9 protein-coding genes are annotated in these 16,427 nt (G+C 64.5%); all 9 read left to right on the top strand.

Annotated elements, in window-relative coordinates; all coding sequences use genetic code 11:
* Nucleotides 1–37: 37 nt before the first annotated feature.
* Nucleotides 38–6,001, top strand: a complete 5,964-nt coding sequence (locus EG850_RS09580; protein ID WP_124972906.1) for an Ig-like domain-containing protein — start codon at nucleotides 38–40, stop codon at nucleotides 5,999–6,001.
* A 29-nt stretch (nucleotides 6,002–6,030) separates the two neighbouring features.
* Nucleotides 6,031–6,999: an AAA family ATPase gene (locus EG850_RS09575; protein WP_124972904.1), complete on the top strand. Its 969-nt coding sequence runs from the start codon at nucleotides 6,031–6,033 to the stop codon at nucleotides 6,997–6,999.
* On the top strand, nucleotides 6,996–8,171 hold the full coding sequence (locus tag EG850_RS09570) for a DUF58 domain-containing protein (RefSeq protein ID WP_124972902.1): 1,176 nt from the start codon (nucleotides 6,996–6,998) through the stop codon (nucleotides 8,169–8,171). Before EG850_RS09575 ends, EG850_RS09570 begins: the two co-directional genes overlap by 4 nt.
* A gap of 74 nt (nucleotides 8,172–8,245) precedes the next feature.
* Nucleotides 8,246–10,543 carry a transglutaminase-like domain-containing protein gene (locus EG850_RS09565; RefSeq protein WP_185715019.1) on the top strand — a complete coding sequence of 766 codons (2,298 nt, stop codon included), beginning with the start codon at nucleotides 8,246–8,248 and terminating at the stop codon, nucleotides 10,541–10,543.
* A 2-nt stretch (nucleotides 10,544–10,545) separates the two neighbouring features.
* Entirely contained in the window at nucleotides 10,546–12,021 is a 1,476-nt protein-coding gene (locus EG850_RS09560; RefSeq protein ID WP_124972898.1) for a serine/threonine-protein kinase, read from the top strand.
* Between the two features lie 125 nt (nucleotides 12,022–12,146).
* A complete protein-coding gene (locus EG850_RS09555; protein WP_124972896.1) occupies nucleotides 12,147–12,563 on the top strand; it encodes a hypothetical protein in 417 nt (138 codons plus the stop codon).
* A 105-nt stretch (nucleotides 12,564–12,668) separates the two neighbouring features.
* Nucleotides 12,669–14,111 carry a hypothetical protein gene (locus EG850_RS09550; RefSeq protein WP_124972894.1) on the top strand — a complete coding sequence of 481 codons (1,443 nt, stop codon included), beginning with the start codon at nucleotides 12,669–12,671 and terminating at the stop codon, nucleotides 14,109–14,111.
* A 41-nt stretch (nucleotides 14,112–14,152) separates the two neighbouring features.
* Nucleotides 14,153–15,763, top strand: coding sequence for a S8 family peptidase (locus tag EG850_RS09545; protein ID WP_214609546.1), 1,611 nt, complete (start codon nucleotides 14,153–14,155; stop codon nucleotides 15,761–15,763).
* A gap of 2 nt (nucleotides 15,764–15,765) precedes the next feature.
* On the top strand, nucleotides 15,766–16,404 hold the full coding sequence (locus tag EG850_RS09540) for a S8 family serine peptidase (protein WP_124972890.1): 639 nt from the start codon (nucleotides 15,766–15,768) through the stop codon (nucleotides 16,402–16,404).
* Nucleotides 16,405–16,427 lie beyond the last annotated feature (23 nt).

Below are 16,427 nucleotides of genomic sequence, written 5' to 3'. Positions count from 1 at the left end.
GCTGCCGTGGTTGTCACGGCCCGCCACTTCCGTCGGCGTGCGTAAGAATCGGAGCCGTCGACTTCCGGTCGTCGTCGCCGTCGCGGCCTCACTCGTGGTGTCAGGTTTTGCCCTCGCAAATCCGGGGATGCCCGAAGCCCGCATCGACCTCAACGAGGGCGGTGTCTGGGTTACGAATGGTGACCGCGGGCTCATCGGGCATCTCAATTACCCCGCGCACACCCTGGAGTCGGGTCTGCAGGTCGACTCCGAGCGATTCGACATCAGCCAAGCGGCACGCGATGTGGTGTACCACGATGCGAGCGCCAACTCGCTCGCGCCGATTGATCTCGCGAATTCTGCACTCGGTTCAGTCACGACACCAGAGTTTGAAGTGCAGGCTGCGCAGGGCGGTGCGCAGGTCGGTGTGCTCGACCCAGAAAGCGGCAACCTCTGGGTCATGCCAGCGGTCGATGTGGGCAATGTCGCGCTCACCGCTGACACCGCGATGACGGTGTCGTTGCCTGACGGCGTGATTGCCGCATCCAAAGATGGCGTGGTGTTTGGCGCTTCCTCGCACACACAAGAGCTCATCACCATCACGCCCGAAGGCAACGGTTATCAGGCCGAACAATCGCAACTCACAAGTCTGACCCCGGGGGCCGAAATCGAGCTCACGGTCGTGGGCAACACCCCGGTCGTTATTGATCGCAGCGCCGGCGCTGTCATCGTTTCGGGCAAGTCACCTGTGCCACTGCCGAACGCCGGGGCCATGCTGCAACAGCCCGGCGACAAGAGCGACGCCGTCTACTTCTCGGATGCGAGCACCCTCTATCGCATGCAACTCAGCGACGGTGCGGTGACCACGATGACCGTCGCTGGCGGTGCCACCGGCATCCCGGCAGCGCCAGTGCGCTTCGGTGCCTGCACTTATGCCGCCTGGGGCGGGAGCGGTAACTATCTGCGCTGGTGTGATGACGAGGCGCACACCGAGACAATGACCGTCGATACGCTCACGACCTCAACCGAACCGGTGTTCCGCACGAACCGTGACGTGATCGTGCTCAATGACGCGGCCGATGGCTCCATCTGGTTGCCCGACGACAATATGGTGCTCGTCGACAATTGGGACGACATCGAAACCGAGCTTCGCTCTGACATCAACGAAGAAGACTCACCGCAGCTCGATGACGAAGTCGCCGACCCCGACCGCACGGCCGAGAACCGGCCGCCAATCGCGACCGATGACGAGTTTGGTGTGCGCCCGGGCTCGACGACGCTCTTGCCGGTGCTCATGAACGACTCTGACCCCGACGGCGATCTGCTCACCGCTTCGATCACTGAGCCCATTGCCGACCTCGCGGTCACCCAGGCGCGCGGTGGTGCGGCCCTGCAGGTGACAATTCCTGCGGATGCGAACGGTACGCGCACCTTCGTCTACCAGGCCGCAGACGGTCGCGGCGGCACCGACACCGCGACCGTGACGCTCGCCATTCGGCAGCCCGGTGAGAACGGGGCGCCTGAGCAGCGGCGCATCCCGAATGTCGTGATCGCCTCGGGCGCGACGGTGACCTACAACGTCATGCCCGATTGGATCGACCCCGACGGTGACCTCTTCTATCTGAAGTCGGTGGCGGCACCCGAGGGCGTGCAGGTGCAGTTCCGACAGGAAGGCATCCTGTCGATCACCGACCTTGGCTCACGCCCGGGCATCGTCGATCTCATCATTGAAATGTCGGATGGTGAGGAGTCACGCACCGGCATAGTACGACTCGATATTCGGGCCAATGGCAATATTCCGCCGGTCGCTAATGGCGACTTCGTGGTGGTGCGTGAGGGCGAGTCGGTGACCCTCGCGCCGCTCGAAAACGATGTCGACCCAAACGGTGATCGACTCACGCTCGTCTCGGTCTCGCCCCCGCCCCCGGGCGTCTCGATCACGCCGTCGCTCAACACCGGCACCTTTGATGTTGTGGCGAGCGCCAAGGGCAGCTACTACCTCAGCTATGTGGTGACCGACGGCCCGAGTTCGACCACCGGCGTGATTCGCATCGATGTGCTGCCACGCGACCTCGATGCGCCACCGGTCGCACAAGACGATTTGGCGCTCCTCCCGAGCGGAGGAGCGGTGCTCGCTGCCGTGCTCGGCAATGACACCGACCCCACCGGCGGCGTGCTCGTGGTGCAGTCGATCGAACTACCTGCTGATGCCCCAATCCAGGTCGCACTCGTTGACCACCACCTGCTGCGCATCACCTCACCACGCCCGCTCACCGAACCCGTGATCTTCGCCTACACGGTCTCCAACGGCGCGCGCACGGCGACGGCGAACGTGCGCGTCGTGCCGGTCGCTGAAAACGACACCACCGTGCCACCCGAACCACAACCCGATCGCCTCAAGGTGCGCGCCGGCGATGTTGGCTCGGTGTCGGTGCTCGCCAACGACCGCTCCGTCAACGGTCTCGCGCTGTCGCTGCGACCTGACCTCGTGCACGAGATTCCGGCATCCGCAGGTCTTGCCTTCGTGACGGGCAATGAAGTGCGCTTCCGGGCCGCCAACGAACCCGGCAGCTATCGGGTTACCTACACGGTCGAGGATGCAGCGGGCAATTTCGCCTCGACAACGGTGCACATCGAGGTCATCGCAGCCGACGCCGTCACGAACGCTGCCCCGCAACCTCAAGACCTCACGGCTTGGGCCGTGGCGGGAGTTTCTGTGCGCATCCCGGTGACCTTGAGCGGCATTGACCCCGATGGTGACTCGGTCGCACTCGTGGGCGTGCGCCAGCCGCCGAGCCTTGGCAGCGTCGAGGCTGGTTCGGCGTGGCTTGAGTACACACCATCACCAGACGCGGCCGGCACCGACACCTTCACCTACCTCGTCGAAGACCGCTTCGGAGCGCAGGCCGAGGCCCGGGTGCGCGTCGGTGTCGCGGCTCCGGCCGCGCTCAACCAGCCGCCGACCGCAATTGCCGATGATGTGCTGGTGCGCCCCGACCGCACGGTCGCCGTCGAAGTGCTCGCGAACGACTCCGATCCCGATGGCGACCCGCTCGCGCTCGTGCCCGACGGCATCGAAGTCTCGGATGCATCCGGCGCCATCGTCGAACAGCGTGACAATCGCATCGTCGTGAGCACCCCGTCAACCGCCGACACGATCACTGTGGCCTACCGCGTCGAAGATGGCCGCGGCGGCGAGAGCACGGGCCTGTTGACCGTGCACGTCGACCCGAACGCACCCTTGCGTGCGCCTGAACCGCGCGATGACATCGTTAGCCAGGCAGAGGTTGATGAACAGGGCGTCGCCGTGCGCGTACCTGTGTTGAGCAATGATGTCGATCCTGACGGTGATCGCGACTTGCTCGAGCTGTTTACCGACGAGGGCGATGTCGAAGTTGAAGGCTCGAATCTGGTGATTCCGGTGCTCGAGCACCGCCGCCTCGTCGTGTATGGCGTGCGCGACGACACTGGGCTCACCGGGTACGCCGTCGTATCGGTACCTGGTAGTGCGGTCGAACGGCCCCGCCTCAACACGGCGGCGGTGCCGCTCGCTATTCGCGGCGGGCAGAGCCTCGAGATTGACCTTTCGCGCGTGGTTGTCGTGCGACCAGGTCGCACCGCCATCATCACCGACGGCTCGACTGTGAGCACGGCCAACGGACTGGCCGCAGCGCCCGTCGAGGCTGGCGCGACGACACTCACCGTCACCGCTCCCGCCGACTTCAACGGGCGAACCTCGGTCACCTTTGAAGTGGCCGATGGTGATATCGCGAGCGACTCAAGTTCACTCTCGGCCCGCATTACTGTCCCGGTCAATGTGACATCCGAGATGAACCAGCCGCCGAAGGTCACACCTTCGCCGATCACTGTCTCGGTGGCCGAAGGACCGGTGACCGTCAACGTGTGCGCCATGGTCGTCGATCCCGACGGCACCGACTCGACGGCGCTGAGCTACCGCATCGGCCGCACGCCGCAGGCCCTGTCGGCCACCCTCAATGGCTGCACGCTCTCAGTGTCGCTCGGCAGTCCGCAACCCTACGGCGCCCTCGGCACGATCGAACTCGGCGTCGACGACGGTCACGGCGAAGTGATCGGTGCCATTCCCGTGTCGGTAGTTCCCTCGACTCGACCGCTCGCGCAGGTGTCGGAGGCGACAATCACGACGGCGCGGCCAGGTGTGACCGAAACGATCGACATCAACCGACACGCCATCAACCCCTTCCCTGACCAGCCACTCACCGTGATCGGTTCGCCGATCATCGTGCGTGGTGAGGGCACCGTCGACGTGCAAGGGATGCAGGTGCTTGTGACCCCGAGCGCCACCATGCTCGGCACCATGATCGTGAGCTACACCCTCGGTGACGCGACCGGGGATGCCGCGCGCCAAGTCGTCGGCACGATTCGACTCACCGTGCGCGACAAGCCCGAGCCGCCGGCAAATGTCGCTGTCGAAGTGATTGGCCCGGGCACGGTCGTCGTGCGCTTCACGGCGGGCGCCAACAACGGCGCGCCGATTTCCGGCTTCCAGGTGGTGTCGGAATCGGGCGCGGTGACCAATTGCCCGGTGACCGAGTGCTCCGTGACGGGTCTCCCCAACGGCCAGGAACACCGATTCCAGGTGATCGCCACCAACGAGGTCGGCAACTCCGAACCCTCGGGCTGGTCGGCCCCCGTGCTCGTTGACGTGCAACCGAACCAGCCGAGCCCACCCGTGCTCACCGCACGCGACGGCGCCGTCGACGTGCAGATTATTCCGGCGGTGTCGCTCGGCTCGCCCGTTGCTGAATACATCGTCACCCTGCATCCGGGTGGCCAACAGCAGACCGTACCCGCCAGCGCGAACCCGGTAACCACATTCACGGGCCTCACGAATGGGCAGTCGTATCGCGTGTCGGTGCAGGCCTTCAACCGAGCCGACAAACCCTCGGCCTCGTCCGACCTCAGCGTCGAAGCCATTCCGTTCGGTCGCCCGAGCGCGCCGACCTCCGCAGCGATCACCGCGCAAGCCACCTCGAATACGAACGGCCGGGTTGACGTCACCTGGCAGCTCGGTGACGGCAATGGTCGACCGGTGACGAGCGTCATCGTGACGCTGAATAACGGCTCGACGCAAACAGTTGGTGCCGGGGTGACCTCAGCCTCGTTCGACGTGCCGCTTGGCGCTGACGTCAATGCGACCGTGGTGCAGGTCACCGAAGGCGGACAGTCGGCCGCGGCGACCACGAACACAGTGCGTCCGCTTGATCGGCCCGCCGCACCGACCGCGCCGACGGTGACCGTGTCGAAACATGATGAGGTCACCGTGCGCGGTGCCCAGGCGCAGGCCGGTGGCGGTTACCGCACGAACGAACTCTCGCTACAGGTGCTTGATCCCGCCACCGGCGGCTGGATCAGCTATTCGAACAATATGAAGCTCGGCGGCTTCACTGTGGGCGAGTTCGCCACAGTCGAGGTGCGTTCGGTCGCAGCCGATGGCACCGCATCCCCAACCGTGTCGGCTACCTCAGCCGAAGTGTTCTACCGCGTACCCACTTCTGCAGCCCTCTCGGTCAGTGTCACCGGTGCCGATGCTGTGTTCACGATCGATGACGCACCGGCCGCCCAGGGGCGCCCCATCGTGAGTTACCAGGTGCGCGAAAACGGCAAGACCACCACCGTCACCGACACCACGCTCGTGCGCACCGGAGCCCCCGGGCAAGCATTCACGCTGGCCGTCAAAGCCTGTGACGATCTCGGCGTCTGCTCGCCCAATTGGGTTGAGCAGAGCGCGAGCATCGCGCCGCTCTACACCTACACGCTCGAAGAATGTGCCCCGGCAGCACCCGATTGCCGCGAAGTCACGGTGACCTACACCGATGCCTCGGCAGCCGGTCAGCAGATCATCTGCACCTTCCCCGGCCAGCCAACGCCCGAGGCATCCGGTCGCGAAGGCCGACCCATCAAGACGAGCTGGCGCACCACCCTCACCGACCCCCTCGCGTTTGAGCAAGCCTCGGGCGCCCAGATCAGCTGCCGGCCCTAGCCGTCACACGAGTAGAAAGCACACGGTTCATGGCACTCAGTGAACAGGATGCACGCGAATTCGCGTCGATCTTCGCCAACCTTGTCGACACGGTTGGCTTTGCGCTGCTGGGTAAGGCGCATGTGGTGCGACTCGCGTTGACGTGCCTGTTTTCAGAGGGGCATCTGCTGCTCGAGGATGCACCGGGGACCGGCAAGACCGCCCTCGCGCGCGCAATTGCCGCGGCCGTCAACGCCCCTCATTCGCGCCTGCAGTTCACGCCCGACATGCTGCCTTCGGATATCACCGGCGTGACGATCTTCGATCAGTCAAAGAACAGCTGGGACTTTCACCACGGCCCGATCTTCGCTTCGATTGTGCTTGCCGATGAGATCAACCGCGCCTCGCCGAAGACGCAATCGGCGCTGCTTGAGGTCATGGAAGAGGCTCAGGTGACCGTCGACGGCCACACCTATGCGACGCCGAAGCCGTTCATGGTGGTCGCAACCCAGAACCCGATCGAGCAGGCTGGTACCTATCGCCTGCCCGAAGCTCAGCTTGACCGCTTCCTCATGAAAACGTCGATCGGCTACCCGCCGCATGAGCAGTTCATTGAGGTGCTCGATGGCGCGGCTGCACCTGATCGCTCGAAGCAATTGCGTCCGGTGATTGACGGCCCGACCGTGCTGCAACTCGCGGCGGCGGCGGCCACCGTTTACACCGACCGTGCCGTCACCGGCTATATCGCGAGTCTCGCCGAAGCCACCCGCGACTCGGAACACACGCGCCTCGGTGTTTCGATTCGTGGCGCCATCGGCATGGTGCGTTGCGCCCGCGTATGGGCTGCGGCGCAGGGCCGGGCTTATGTGTTGCCCGATGACGTCAAGGCACTCGCCGAACCCGTGTGGGCCCACCGAATTGTCATGGACCCCGACGCGCAATTCGCTGGCGTCACGGCCACGAAGGTACTCACCGACGCACTCGCCTCAGTGGTACCACCCGCGCAAGGCCAGGCATGAGTCGTTCCCTTCCAGGGGTGCTCGATACCCGCATCGTCGTGCATCCGGCCGGCGTCATCGCGATTCTCGCGGTGCTTGCGGCCGGCGCATTAGCGCTGGCGTGGGGTTGGCCGGGGGCGCTCGTGTTCGCCATTGTGATTGGCGTGGCGCTCCTGGTGGCCGTGGCGACCATTCTGCGCCCGGTGCACTTTGAAGTGGAGGTGACCACCGACCAACCTCGAGTCGTCGTCGGCACCGTGAGTGTCGCTCGCGTTGAAGTGACCGCGGGCACGCGGGGGAGTCCTCCCGCGGTGATTGACGTGCCGGTGGGTTCGGCGACGGCGTCATTTCTGGTGCCGCGGCTCGGCCCACGCGAACAGTTCTCCGAGCCTTTCCTCATCCCCACCACTCGACGCCAGGTACTTGAGCTTGGCCCGGCGACGGCGGTGCGCTCCGATGCCCTCGGCCTGTTGAGCCGCGACACGGTGCTTTCGGGCAGCGAACGCATCTATGTGCATCCGCGCACCGTGCTACCTGCCTACGATGCCACCGGGCTCTTGCACGATGTCGAGGGTGTGCGCAGTTCGGCGCTCTCACCGGCAGACATCTCCTTTCACGCACTGCGCGATTACGCGCCGGGCGACGACCGCCGACACGTGCACTGGCCGTCGTCGGCGAAGGCCGGCAAGCTCGTGGTGCGACAGTTCGAGCAGACTCGGCGTAGTGCGCACCTCGTCGTGATCGATTTGCGACGCGACGCTTATGAAGACGAGGCGGCGGCCGAGCTCGCACTCGGCATGGGCGCCTCATACGGGGTCGAAGCGGTGCTTAACGACCGCGACATCATGCTGCGCTGTGGCGATGAAGTGATGCCCTCGGCAACACCGATGCGCTTGCTCGATGCGGTGACCACGCGCGAATTTGTCGACGCGGGCGAGTCACTGCCCGAACTCGTGCATGCGGCGGTGCAGGCAATGCCGCATGCCTCGGCCTGCACCATCATCACTGGCACCCGGCTCGACGACGAAGAGGTGCTTCGCGCTACCCGCGCGCTGCCCCTGTCGGCCACCGGGCTGGTGCTGAGGGCGACGACCGATGGTCGCATTGTGCGCAAGCGCCTCGGCGGCGCGGTGCAATTCACCTGTTCGTCGCTCGAGCAATTGCGGCGCGTATCGGCGGCGGTGCTCGCATGAGTAGTTCGGTAACGCGGGCTAGCTTGCGGCGCAATCGTCGGCAGGCGGCTCGCTCGGGGAATCGTCTGGCGATCGTGCTCGGATTCGTTGTGCTCCTCTTCGCCTTTGGTGTGGTCGCACACGAACCAGTATTCGGGAACGGCTTCGGTCTGCAAACTGCCGGCGCCGGCGCGGTCATTGGCATCGTGATCGCGACACTCGCGAGTCTGTTCGGCTGGCGTTGGTACGTCACCGCGGCCGCGGCAGTGCTGAGCTATTTCGCACTTGGTGGGCTCATCGCGCTGCCGAGCACGACGATCGCGGGCATCGTGCCGAGCTTGCAGACGCTGCAATTGCTCATTGTGCAGCTCGCGAACTCGTGGAAGGACCTGCTCACGCTGGTGCCGCCCGCGCATCCCTTCATCGGCCCATCCGTCTTGCCGTTTGCGAGCGGCATCGTTGCCGCAATCGCGACGACGCTGCTCGCTCTCGGCGGCCGGTGGCTACTCGCGCTCTTGCCTGCGGCACTGTTCGCATTCATTGGCGCGGCCTGGTCGGTGCCGTATGCGCCGAACGAACTGTGGTGGGCGCTCGGGTTTGCCGTCGTCACTGGTATTTGGTGCGCCGTGAACACCGCGTGGGATCGCGCCGATCGCGGCGAAGACGTAGTGATCGGCGCGGAGGCCAGCGCCGCAGCGCGAGCCGCGGGTGGAGCCGCCTCCCGCACCGAAACCGGTACCGGTCGCCTGCGCCAGCGTCAGCGCGTCGCCAATGCCTGGTGGCGTCGCGCCCTCGGCGTGGCGGGGGCGCTCGGCATCGGCGTGCTTATTGCGGCGGTGCTCGTGCCAATGTGGGCCGATGGCCGCGCCCGCACCGTGTTGCGCGAATACGTCGCGCCGCCGTTGCAGGTGCACGACCTGCCCACGCCGCTCGAACAATTCCGGCACCTGAGTACCGACCTCATTGACGAAGAACTGTTCTCGGTCACCGACCTGCCCGAAGGCGCACGCGTGCGCATCGCGACGATGGATGAATACGACGGCGTGCGCTGGGGCATCGCGCCACCGGTGGGCGAAGCGCCGGGATTCGTGCAGATCGGCGAAGTGGTCGCGAGCGCATCCGAGGCCGTGCGGCCCAATGGTTCACTCGACTACGAAACCTCACTCATTGCGCGGCAGCCGGTCGATCGCTGGGTGCCGACCATCGGCCACATCGAGCACATCAACGTTGGCGATGAAGCCGTCGCGAATGCGCTGTTCTATGACGTCAACGGTCAGACCGCGCTCACGACGGTCACCCCACCGGCCGACCTCGCCATCGATGTCGCAGGTTGGGTCGAACCCGTCTGGAGCGAATCCCAACTCGCTGGTCTGCCGCTCGGTAGCGCGCCGGTTGGCACCCCGCAGCTCGTACCTGAAGCGGTCACCGCCTTGGCGCTCACGGTCACCCAGACCGCCGCCTCGCCGCTTGATCGTGCCCGCGCGCTTGAGCGCTACTTCCGCGACACCGGCTACTACGCGAACGGCATCGAATACCCCTCGCGGCCCGGGCACAGCGCGGCCCGCATTGCGCAATTGCTTGAAGGTGAGCAGCTCATCGGTGACGATGAGCAGTACGCCACGGCGATGGCTCTCACGGCCACCTCGCTCGGTATGCCGGCGCGCGTGGTGATCGGGGCCTATCCCGAGCACTACGCCGAGGGCACGATTTCACTGCGCGGTAGCGATATGCACGTGTGGGTTGAGATTCAATTTGACGGCGTCGGCTGGGTGCCGTTTGACCCCACCCCGCCGAAAGATCAAGTCCCGCAGACCGAGGTGCCCGAGCCTCGCTCGGTGCCACAACCGCAAGTGTTGCAGCCGCCCGAGCCGCCGCAGGAACCCCCGCAGCTGCCGACCGATGCTGATGATCGCGATGCCGATGATCCGCTCGAGGCGCCCGTGCCTTTCCCGTGGCTCATCGTGGGAAGCGGGTCGGCGCTCGTGCTGCTCTTGCTCATCCCCCTCATTGGCGTACCGCTCGTGAAGATCTTGCGTCGGCGCCGTCGTCGCAAGAGTGAGGGCCGCGACGGGGTGCGGGGTGCCTGGCACGAGGTTACGGATGCGGCCGTTGACTCGGGCCTGAAACTCGGCACTGCAAGCACCGCGCTCGAAGACGCCGAGCTCCTGGAGCTGCAACAGCCACTCGACGGTGCCGCAGTCACACTCGCACGGCAGCTTGGTGCCGCCGAATTCTCTGGTGCGCACGTCTCGCCCGAGTCGGTGCGCGAGGCGTGGGATGCTGAAGCGCAGGTGCGCCGAGCACTGTTCACCGATGGACGCTGGGCGCGAATGCGAGCACGATGGTCGTGGCGCACACTGCGTAGGCGCCAACGCAGCACAAGAAAGGGATAGGCATGGATCAGTTCTCCGCAATCGGTCCGCTCATCCCCGGATATCGCTGGCAGGGCTTGCTCGGTACCGGCGGGAGTGCCGATGTGCATCTCTACCGGCAAGAAATGCCCGAGCGTGAAGTTGCGATCAAGGTCTTGCGGCTGCAATCGGGAGCTGCCGGCGAAGCGATGATGCGACGCGAGGCGAATGTGCTCGCGCAGGTGTCGGCGCATCCGGGCATCGTGTCGCTCTATGCCACCGGTCGCACGACTGATGGTGCCTCGTGGATGGCGCTCGAACCCTGTCAACCGCCGCGCTGGCATCGCGGGGGCGCAGCGCTCTCGGTCGCTGAAGTACTTCGCACCGGGGTACTGCTCGCCGGTGCCCTCGCGAGTGTGCACGCGCTCGGTCTCGTGCACCGCGACGTGAAGCCGGCGAATGTGCTCATCACCGGCTTCGGTGCCCCGGTACTCACCGACTTTGGCATCTCGGGCGCGATTGGGTTGCCGTTGCGGCAGGGCGAGGGTGGGCTTTCGGTGCCGTGGTCGGCGCCCGAAGTGCACCTACCGAATGTGACCGTCGATGCTGCGCAAGACGTCTATTCGCTTGCGGCCACGATGTGGACCTGGCTTGTCGGTGCCTCGCCCTTTGAACTGCTCGGCGGCGATAATTCGCGTGAGGCGATGGTCGCGCGGGTGCTTTCGGCACCCGTACCCCGCACCGGTCGCCGCGACGTGCCCGAATCGCTCGAAGCAACGCTCGCCGCGGGGATGCATCGCACCCCGGCCGAGCGCCCCGCGGCGGCCACGTTCGGTCGCCTCTTGCAGCAGCATCAGCGTGAGCTCGGGCTACCCGAGACCGCCCTCGAAGTGCTCGCGCCGACGACTGGCCAGCACGCAGCCAACAGCTCAGCGCTCGCCGAAGACGACCCCGATGCGACGAGGATGCGGACAGTGACCGTCGTCGACGGCGCCACCGCACAGCGTTCATTCGAGTTTTCGGAACAGACCCAGGCTCGCCGCGCGGCCACTGATCCGGGTGCGAATGACTCGAATGAAGTCACTGCGGCGCAAACCCTTGCGCCTCGTCGGGGCACGATCGGCCTCGTTATCGCGCTTCTCGCGGTGCTCGTGATCGCAGGCGCGATCGCCCTCACGGCTATGCGAGGTGGCGGCTGGACAATAGCGCCGGTCGCGGAAACAACTGGCGGTATCGCCGAACCGGTGAGCACGGCGATTCCCTCGGTCACTGATCTCACTGTTGAAATCGTTGATGGCCAGTTGGTGGCATCGTGGCAGGCTCCTGATCCGTTACCAGACACGGCCACGTCGCCGTTCGGGTACTCGATTCAGCGAGCCGGTGAGCGCGAGATCTTTGACGTGACCTCGACGACCTCGGTGCAGGCCCCCGCGGTTGCCGGGTCGAATTGCATTGAGGTGTGGGTGCGTGGCGCGCAAGGGCAAACCTCGGCGATTCAACGTGCGTGTGTCACGGCCTAGGCTCGCCGAGCCCGAGAATCAACTTCTGATGTATTGGGCCGGAAAGGTCCAATTGGTAGCATGACGACGGTCGTCGACTTGGTCGAGACTCGGATGAATGTACTTGTGTGAGAGGGATTCGGCACGTGACCGGCAATGCGACCCATGTGAGTGAAGCCGGCATTGCGTCGGCCCAAACGCGGCTTGATGATGTTGGGCTTCTGAGCGAGCGCGGTGCCACCTATGTGGGCTACTTCAGTGATCGGCAGGACACGTCGAAGTGGACAACTCTGACCGAAGCATCCGATTCGCGAACAGCGTCGTCTGATACTTCGGCAGAGCTCGTGGAGGCAATCAACGCCGCGGCCTCTGCTGCGAACGACTTCTGCCGGCTTGTCATTGAGACCCGTGACGCATTTAGCAACGCGGATGAGGCCGGTCAGGCAGCGCTGGCGTCCCAGTATTCGGCGCTTGAAGACGCCTTTTCCGAATTTGATCGATCCGCTGCCATTCCACCTTTCATGGCCCCGCTATTGCAGAAACTCGGCCTCATGCCGGTCTAACGATTACGAATAGCGACTTCGACGACGAATGGAAGATCGGACACCGTGGGTTACTACGTAGATCAACTGCAGCAAGCGACCACAGCCAGTTTGGGCACATTTGATGTGGACTCGACTGACTTGCAAACTGCCATCGATCAGCTCGACGACAGCAAGGCAGAGCTCAACTCGCTTCAATTCATTGACACGATGTTTGGCGGCGAAGTCGATGGTGCCATTCGTGACGCCGCAGGTCGATTCGTAACCTACCTTGATGACCTACGCGACGCCGCGGACCGGCTACGTAGCGAAGACGGTGCCGCTCGCGGTGCGTTTGAGGCCGCCACAGTTGCCTATGACTCACTCCCTTCGGGGCAACCAAACTTCATCGAATCCGCATTGGGTTCATTGCCTCAGGTCGAGATTCCGTTCCTCAATGTCGTCGTGACGGGCCAGGAGTACCTCAATGGCGTGATTGCTCGTCGTGAGCAGGAGCGCGAAGAGCAAGCGCGTGAAGCGATGCGCACGCTCAGGGAGGCGCTGACGACGCACGCGTCAACGATCGAAAAGCTCTCGGTTACGGCCATAGTCCCCTTCGGTGCGGAGAACCCGGTCGACCCGCCGATCACGCCGCCGGGCGAGAAAGATGGGAACTCGACCTCCAAACAGGGACCCACTCCGCCCGGTTCACGCAGTCCGATACCTGGTCACGGATCGGACAACACCGTCGCATCAGTGCCGTCTGGCTCCACGGGTACCGCGACTCCGGTGCGTTCGCCTGACACTTCCGCCGGCCCCTATCCGACCAACCCCGGTCCGATTGGCGGCATTGATCCGACAGTTCTAGGTCATCATGCGGGTACGCAGCCTGTCCCGGGCGGCTTTCCCCCCGTTGAGTATCCGCCTGTAGAGGTGCCCGACACGGTGATTCCGCCGGTGTCTGAATGGCCGCTCAAGGTATATCGCCCGGGTGATCTCAGCGTCGACGGCCCCCTCGATGGCGGATATTCGACGCCGCGCGACCCTTCGCACGGTTCGATGCCGCGTGACCCGTACTTGCGTCAATTTATTGAGGAGCGTCAGGGTCTAGCCCAGGGCGGCTTCGGCGTATTGGGGGCCGCCAGCCTCGCGGGCGCAGCTCTTGCGGCTCGCGGTGGCATTGGCGGTGGTGCAGCAATGGCATCAGGCATGGGCGGCGGTGCAGGTGTGAGTGGCGCTGCTCTCCCCGGTGCCGCGGGCGCGGGTAACGCTGGAGCATTTGGTAGCTCTACCGGTGGCGCCGCCGGTGCCAGTCCGGGCGGTGTCGGTGCCGGAGCTGGTGGTGCTGGCGGCGCAGCTCAGGGCGCGGGCGCTCGCGGTGGCGGTGCTGGCGCCGGCATGATGGGCGGAGCCGGCGGCGGCGCTGTCCAGCAAGAAGACGCGAAGTCGAAGCGCCGACGCAAGTATGGTCGCTCTGGTGTCGAGTTCTTCGATCAAGCCGGCGTCGTTGATCCGGGTGTTGCGGGGGCCGCTGGTAGCGCGACCGACGCTGTGATTGATGTCAACTTTGACGGAGGCGAGCGTTGGTGAGCTTGCCGAAAGCCGTTCGTTCGGCGGTTTCAATCGTTGGGTTGTCGTTGTTGGTGGCTGGTGGTCTGGTTGCTGGTCACGGTCCGGTAGCCCCGGGTGCGGCCCATGCGCAGGAGTATGCGCCTGGGCCGCAGCCGCCGGGCCTGGTGGCGGGTGATCCGGTTGGTTGGTATATCGGTGAGTATGGTTATGACCAGTTGCATGCGCAGGGCATTGATGGTGCCGGTGTGACGATCGCAATTGCGGAGCAGGCGTTTGATCCGAACTCGCCTGATCTTGTGGGTGCGGATGTGACGTATATTCCGTTGCCGGAGGAGTGTTCGTATCTCAATGAGTTTGTGAGTGACGAGACGATTAGCCATGGCAATAATGTCGCCGCGACCATCGTTGGGCAGGGTGGGCCGGGGCAGATACTCGGTGTTGCTCCGAAGGCGAAGTTGCTTGTCTACCAACTCCAGACGATTAATCTAGGCGATCACCGTTGGCAGGATGGCCCGTGCGACGATGTCTTGCCAACGTCGAGTCAACGATTTGTCGAGGCGCAGGTGGCCGGAGCTGACATCATGTCGCTTTCGGTGTTGTCTTCTGGTGAGCCTGATGCGTGGAACATGGCGCTCATGATGATGCGCGAGAAGGCGTATTTTCGTGGTGGCGGTAACTGGGGTGAAGTGTTCGGCGCCGAAGCTGTTCCTATGGGTGCTGGTGTGGTGACGGCGGTGGGGTATGACGGGGCTGTGCTCGACTGGGCAGCAAAGGGCCCGGAGGTTTCGCTGGCCGCGCCGGGGAGTTGGATCCCTTTTCGTGATGTGACGACCGGTGAAATTTCTTATACGGTTGGCACAAGTTTGGCGACGCCGATTGCGGCGGGCACGTTGGCGTTGGGGATGCAGAAATGGCCCGATGCCACGACCCATCAGCTCACTCAGTCGATGGTGCACAATACGCGTGGCGGTAATCCGAATCTGACCCATAATGAGGTGACGGGTCTGGGCATTATTGATCCGGTGGCGTTCGTTGCTGCTGATCCGTCGCAGTATCCCGATACGCCGGCGTTTACGCAGAACCGTGGGGTTGATGATTGGGCGGTGGTCCCGGAGCTCCTCGACGGGTACCCCTCGAACATGTCGATGCACAATCCACCCTGGTATCAGCAGGACGCGGGTGTTGATCCGGCGGAGATTCAGTGGTTGCCGCCAGGGATGGAAGATCTGGTTGGCACGGCGCCGAATGCGGATTATTGGGAGACGGCGGGTGCGTCGCCTGGCCCGAGTGCGGGTGCGTCGCCGTTGCCGTCGACTGGTGCTACTGCCGCGGATGTGCCGGCTGGCTTGATTTTGGCGGGGCTGGTTGGTGTGCCGGTGGTGTTGGTTGGTGTGGTGGTTGCGCTGGTGGTGGTGGCGCGTCGTCGTGGCCGGTCGAAGGAAGCTGCGACTGGTGGGCCGCCGGTTCCGCATGGGTATGCGCATCCTGGTGGGGTTCCCCCGCAGCCGGGTGGGTTCCAGCAGTATCCGTACCCGCAACAAGCGACGCCTCAGCAGCAGGCTCCGCCGAATTCTGGTGCGCCACCGGTGCCGCCGGGTTCGGGGCCGTGGCCCCTGCAGCATCCTGGTCCGGGGCCGCAGTCTGGTCCGCCTCAAGACCCGCAGGATTAGGCATGATGCGTCGAATGGTGTGGTCAACCGTAGCGGTAACGTTGGCGATGGGCCTCGCGGGGGTTTCGCCGGTTGCAGCAGCCACGGTTGCGTCATCGTTGCCCGCGCAGGGTTCAACTGTTGACGGGGTCGGCTGGCACATCAGCGAATATGGCTATGACCAATTGCATGCGCAGGGCATTGATGGTTCCGGCGTCACCATCGCGATCGCCGAGCAGGCATTTGATCCAAACTCTCCAGATTTCGTTGGTGCCGATGTCACGTATGTACCGTTGCCGGATGAGTGTGCCTATATGAATGAGTTCGTCACCCCGCGACAGTTGTCGCACGGCAATAGCGTTGCGGCGGCGATTGTTGGTCAGGGTGGCCCGGGGCAGATTCAGGGGGTCGCGCCGGGGGCGAAGCTTATTGTGTACCAGCTGCGCACGTTGAACAGCACCAGCCCGCATTGGCGGAAGGAGGGGCCCTGTGTGGACGCGCTACCAAGTTCTGCGGATCGGTTCCTCGAGGCGGAAGCAGCTGGCGTGGACATCATGTCGCTTTCGGCGTTGTCTTCTGGCGAACCAAATTACGTCCAAACGGCCTTCTTGATGATGCGTGAGAAAGCGTACTTCCGTGGCGGCGGCAATGAAGGGCCTTGACCCTTGATCGTGGACACGGTTTC

It is taken from the genome of Gulosibacter macacae, assembly GCF_003865375.1.
Classification (GTDB): Bacteria; Actinomycetota; Actinomycetes; order Actinomycetales; family Microbacteriaceae; genus Gulosibacter; species Gulosibacter macacae.
This window is presented reverse-complemented; position numbering and strand designations above follow the sequence as displayed.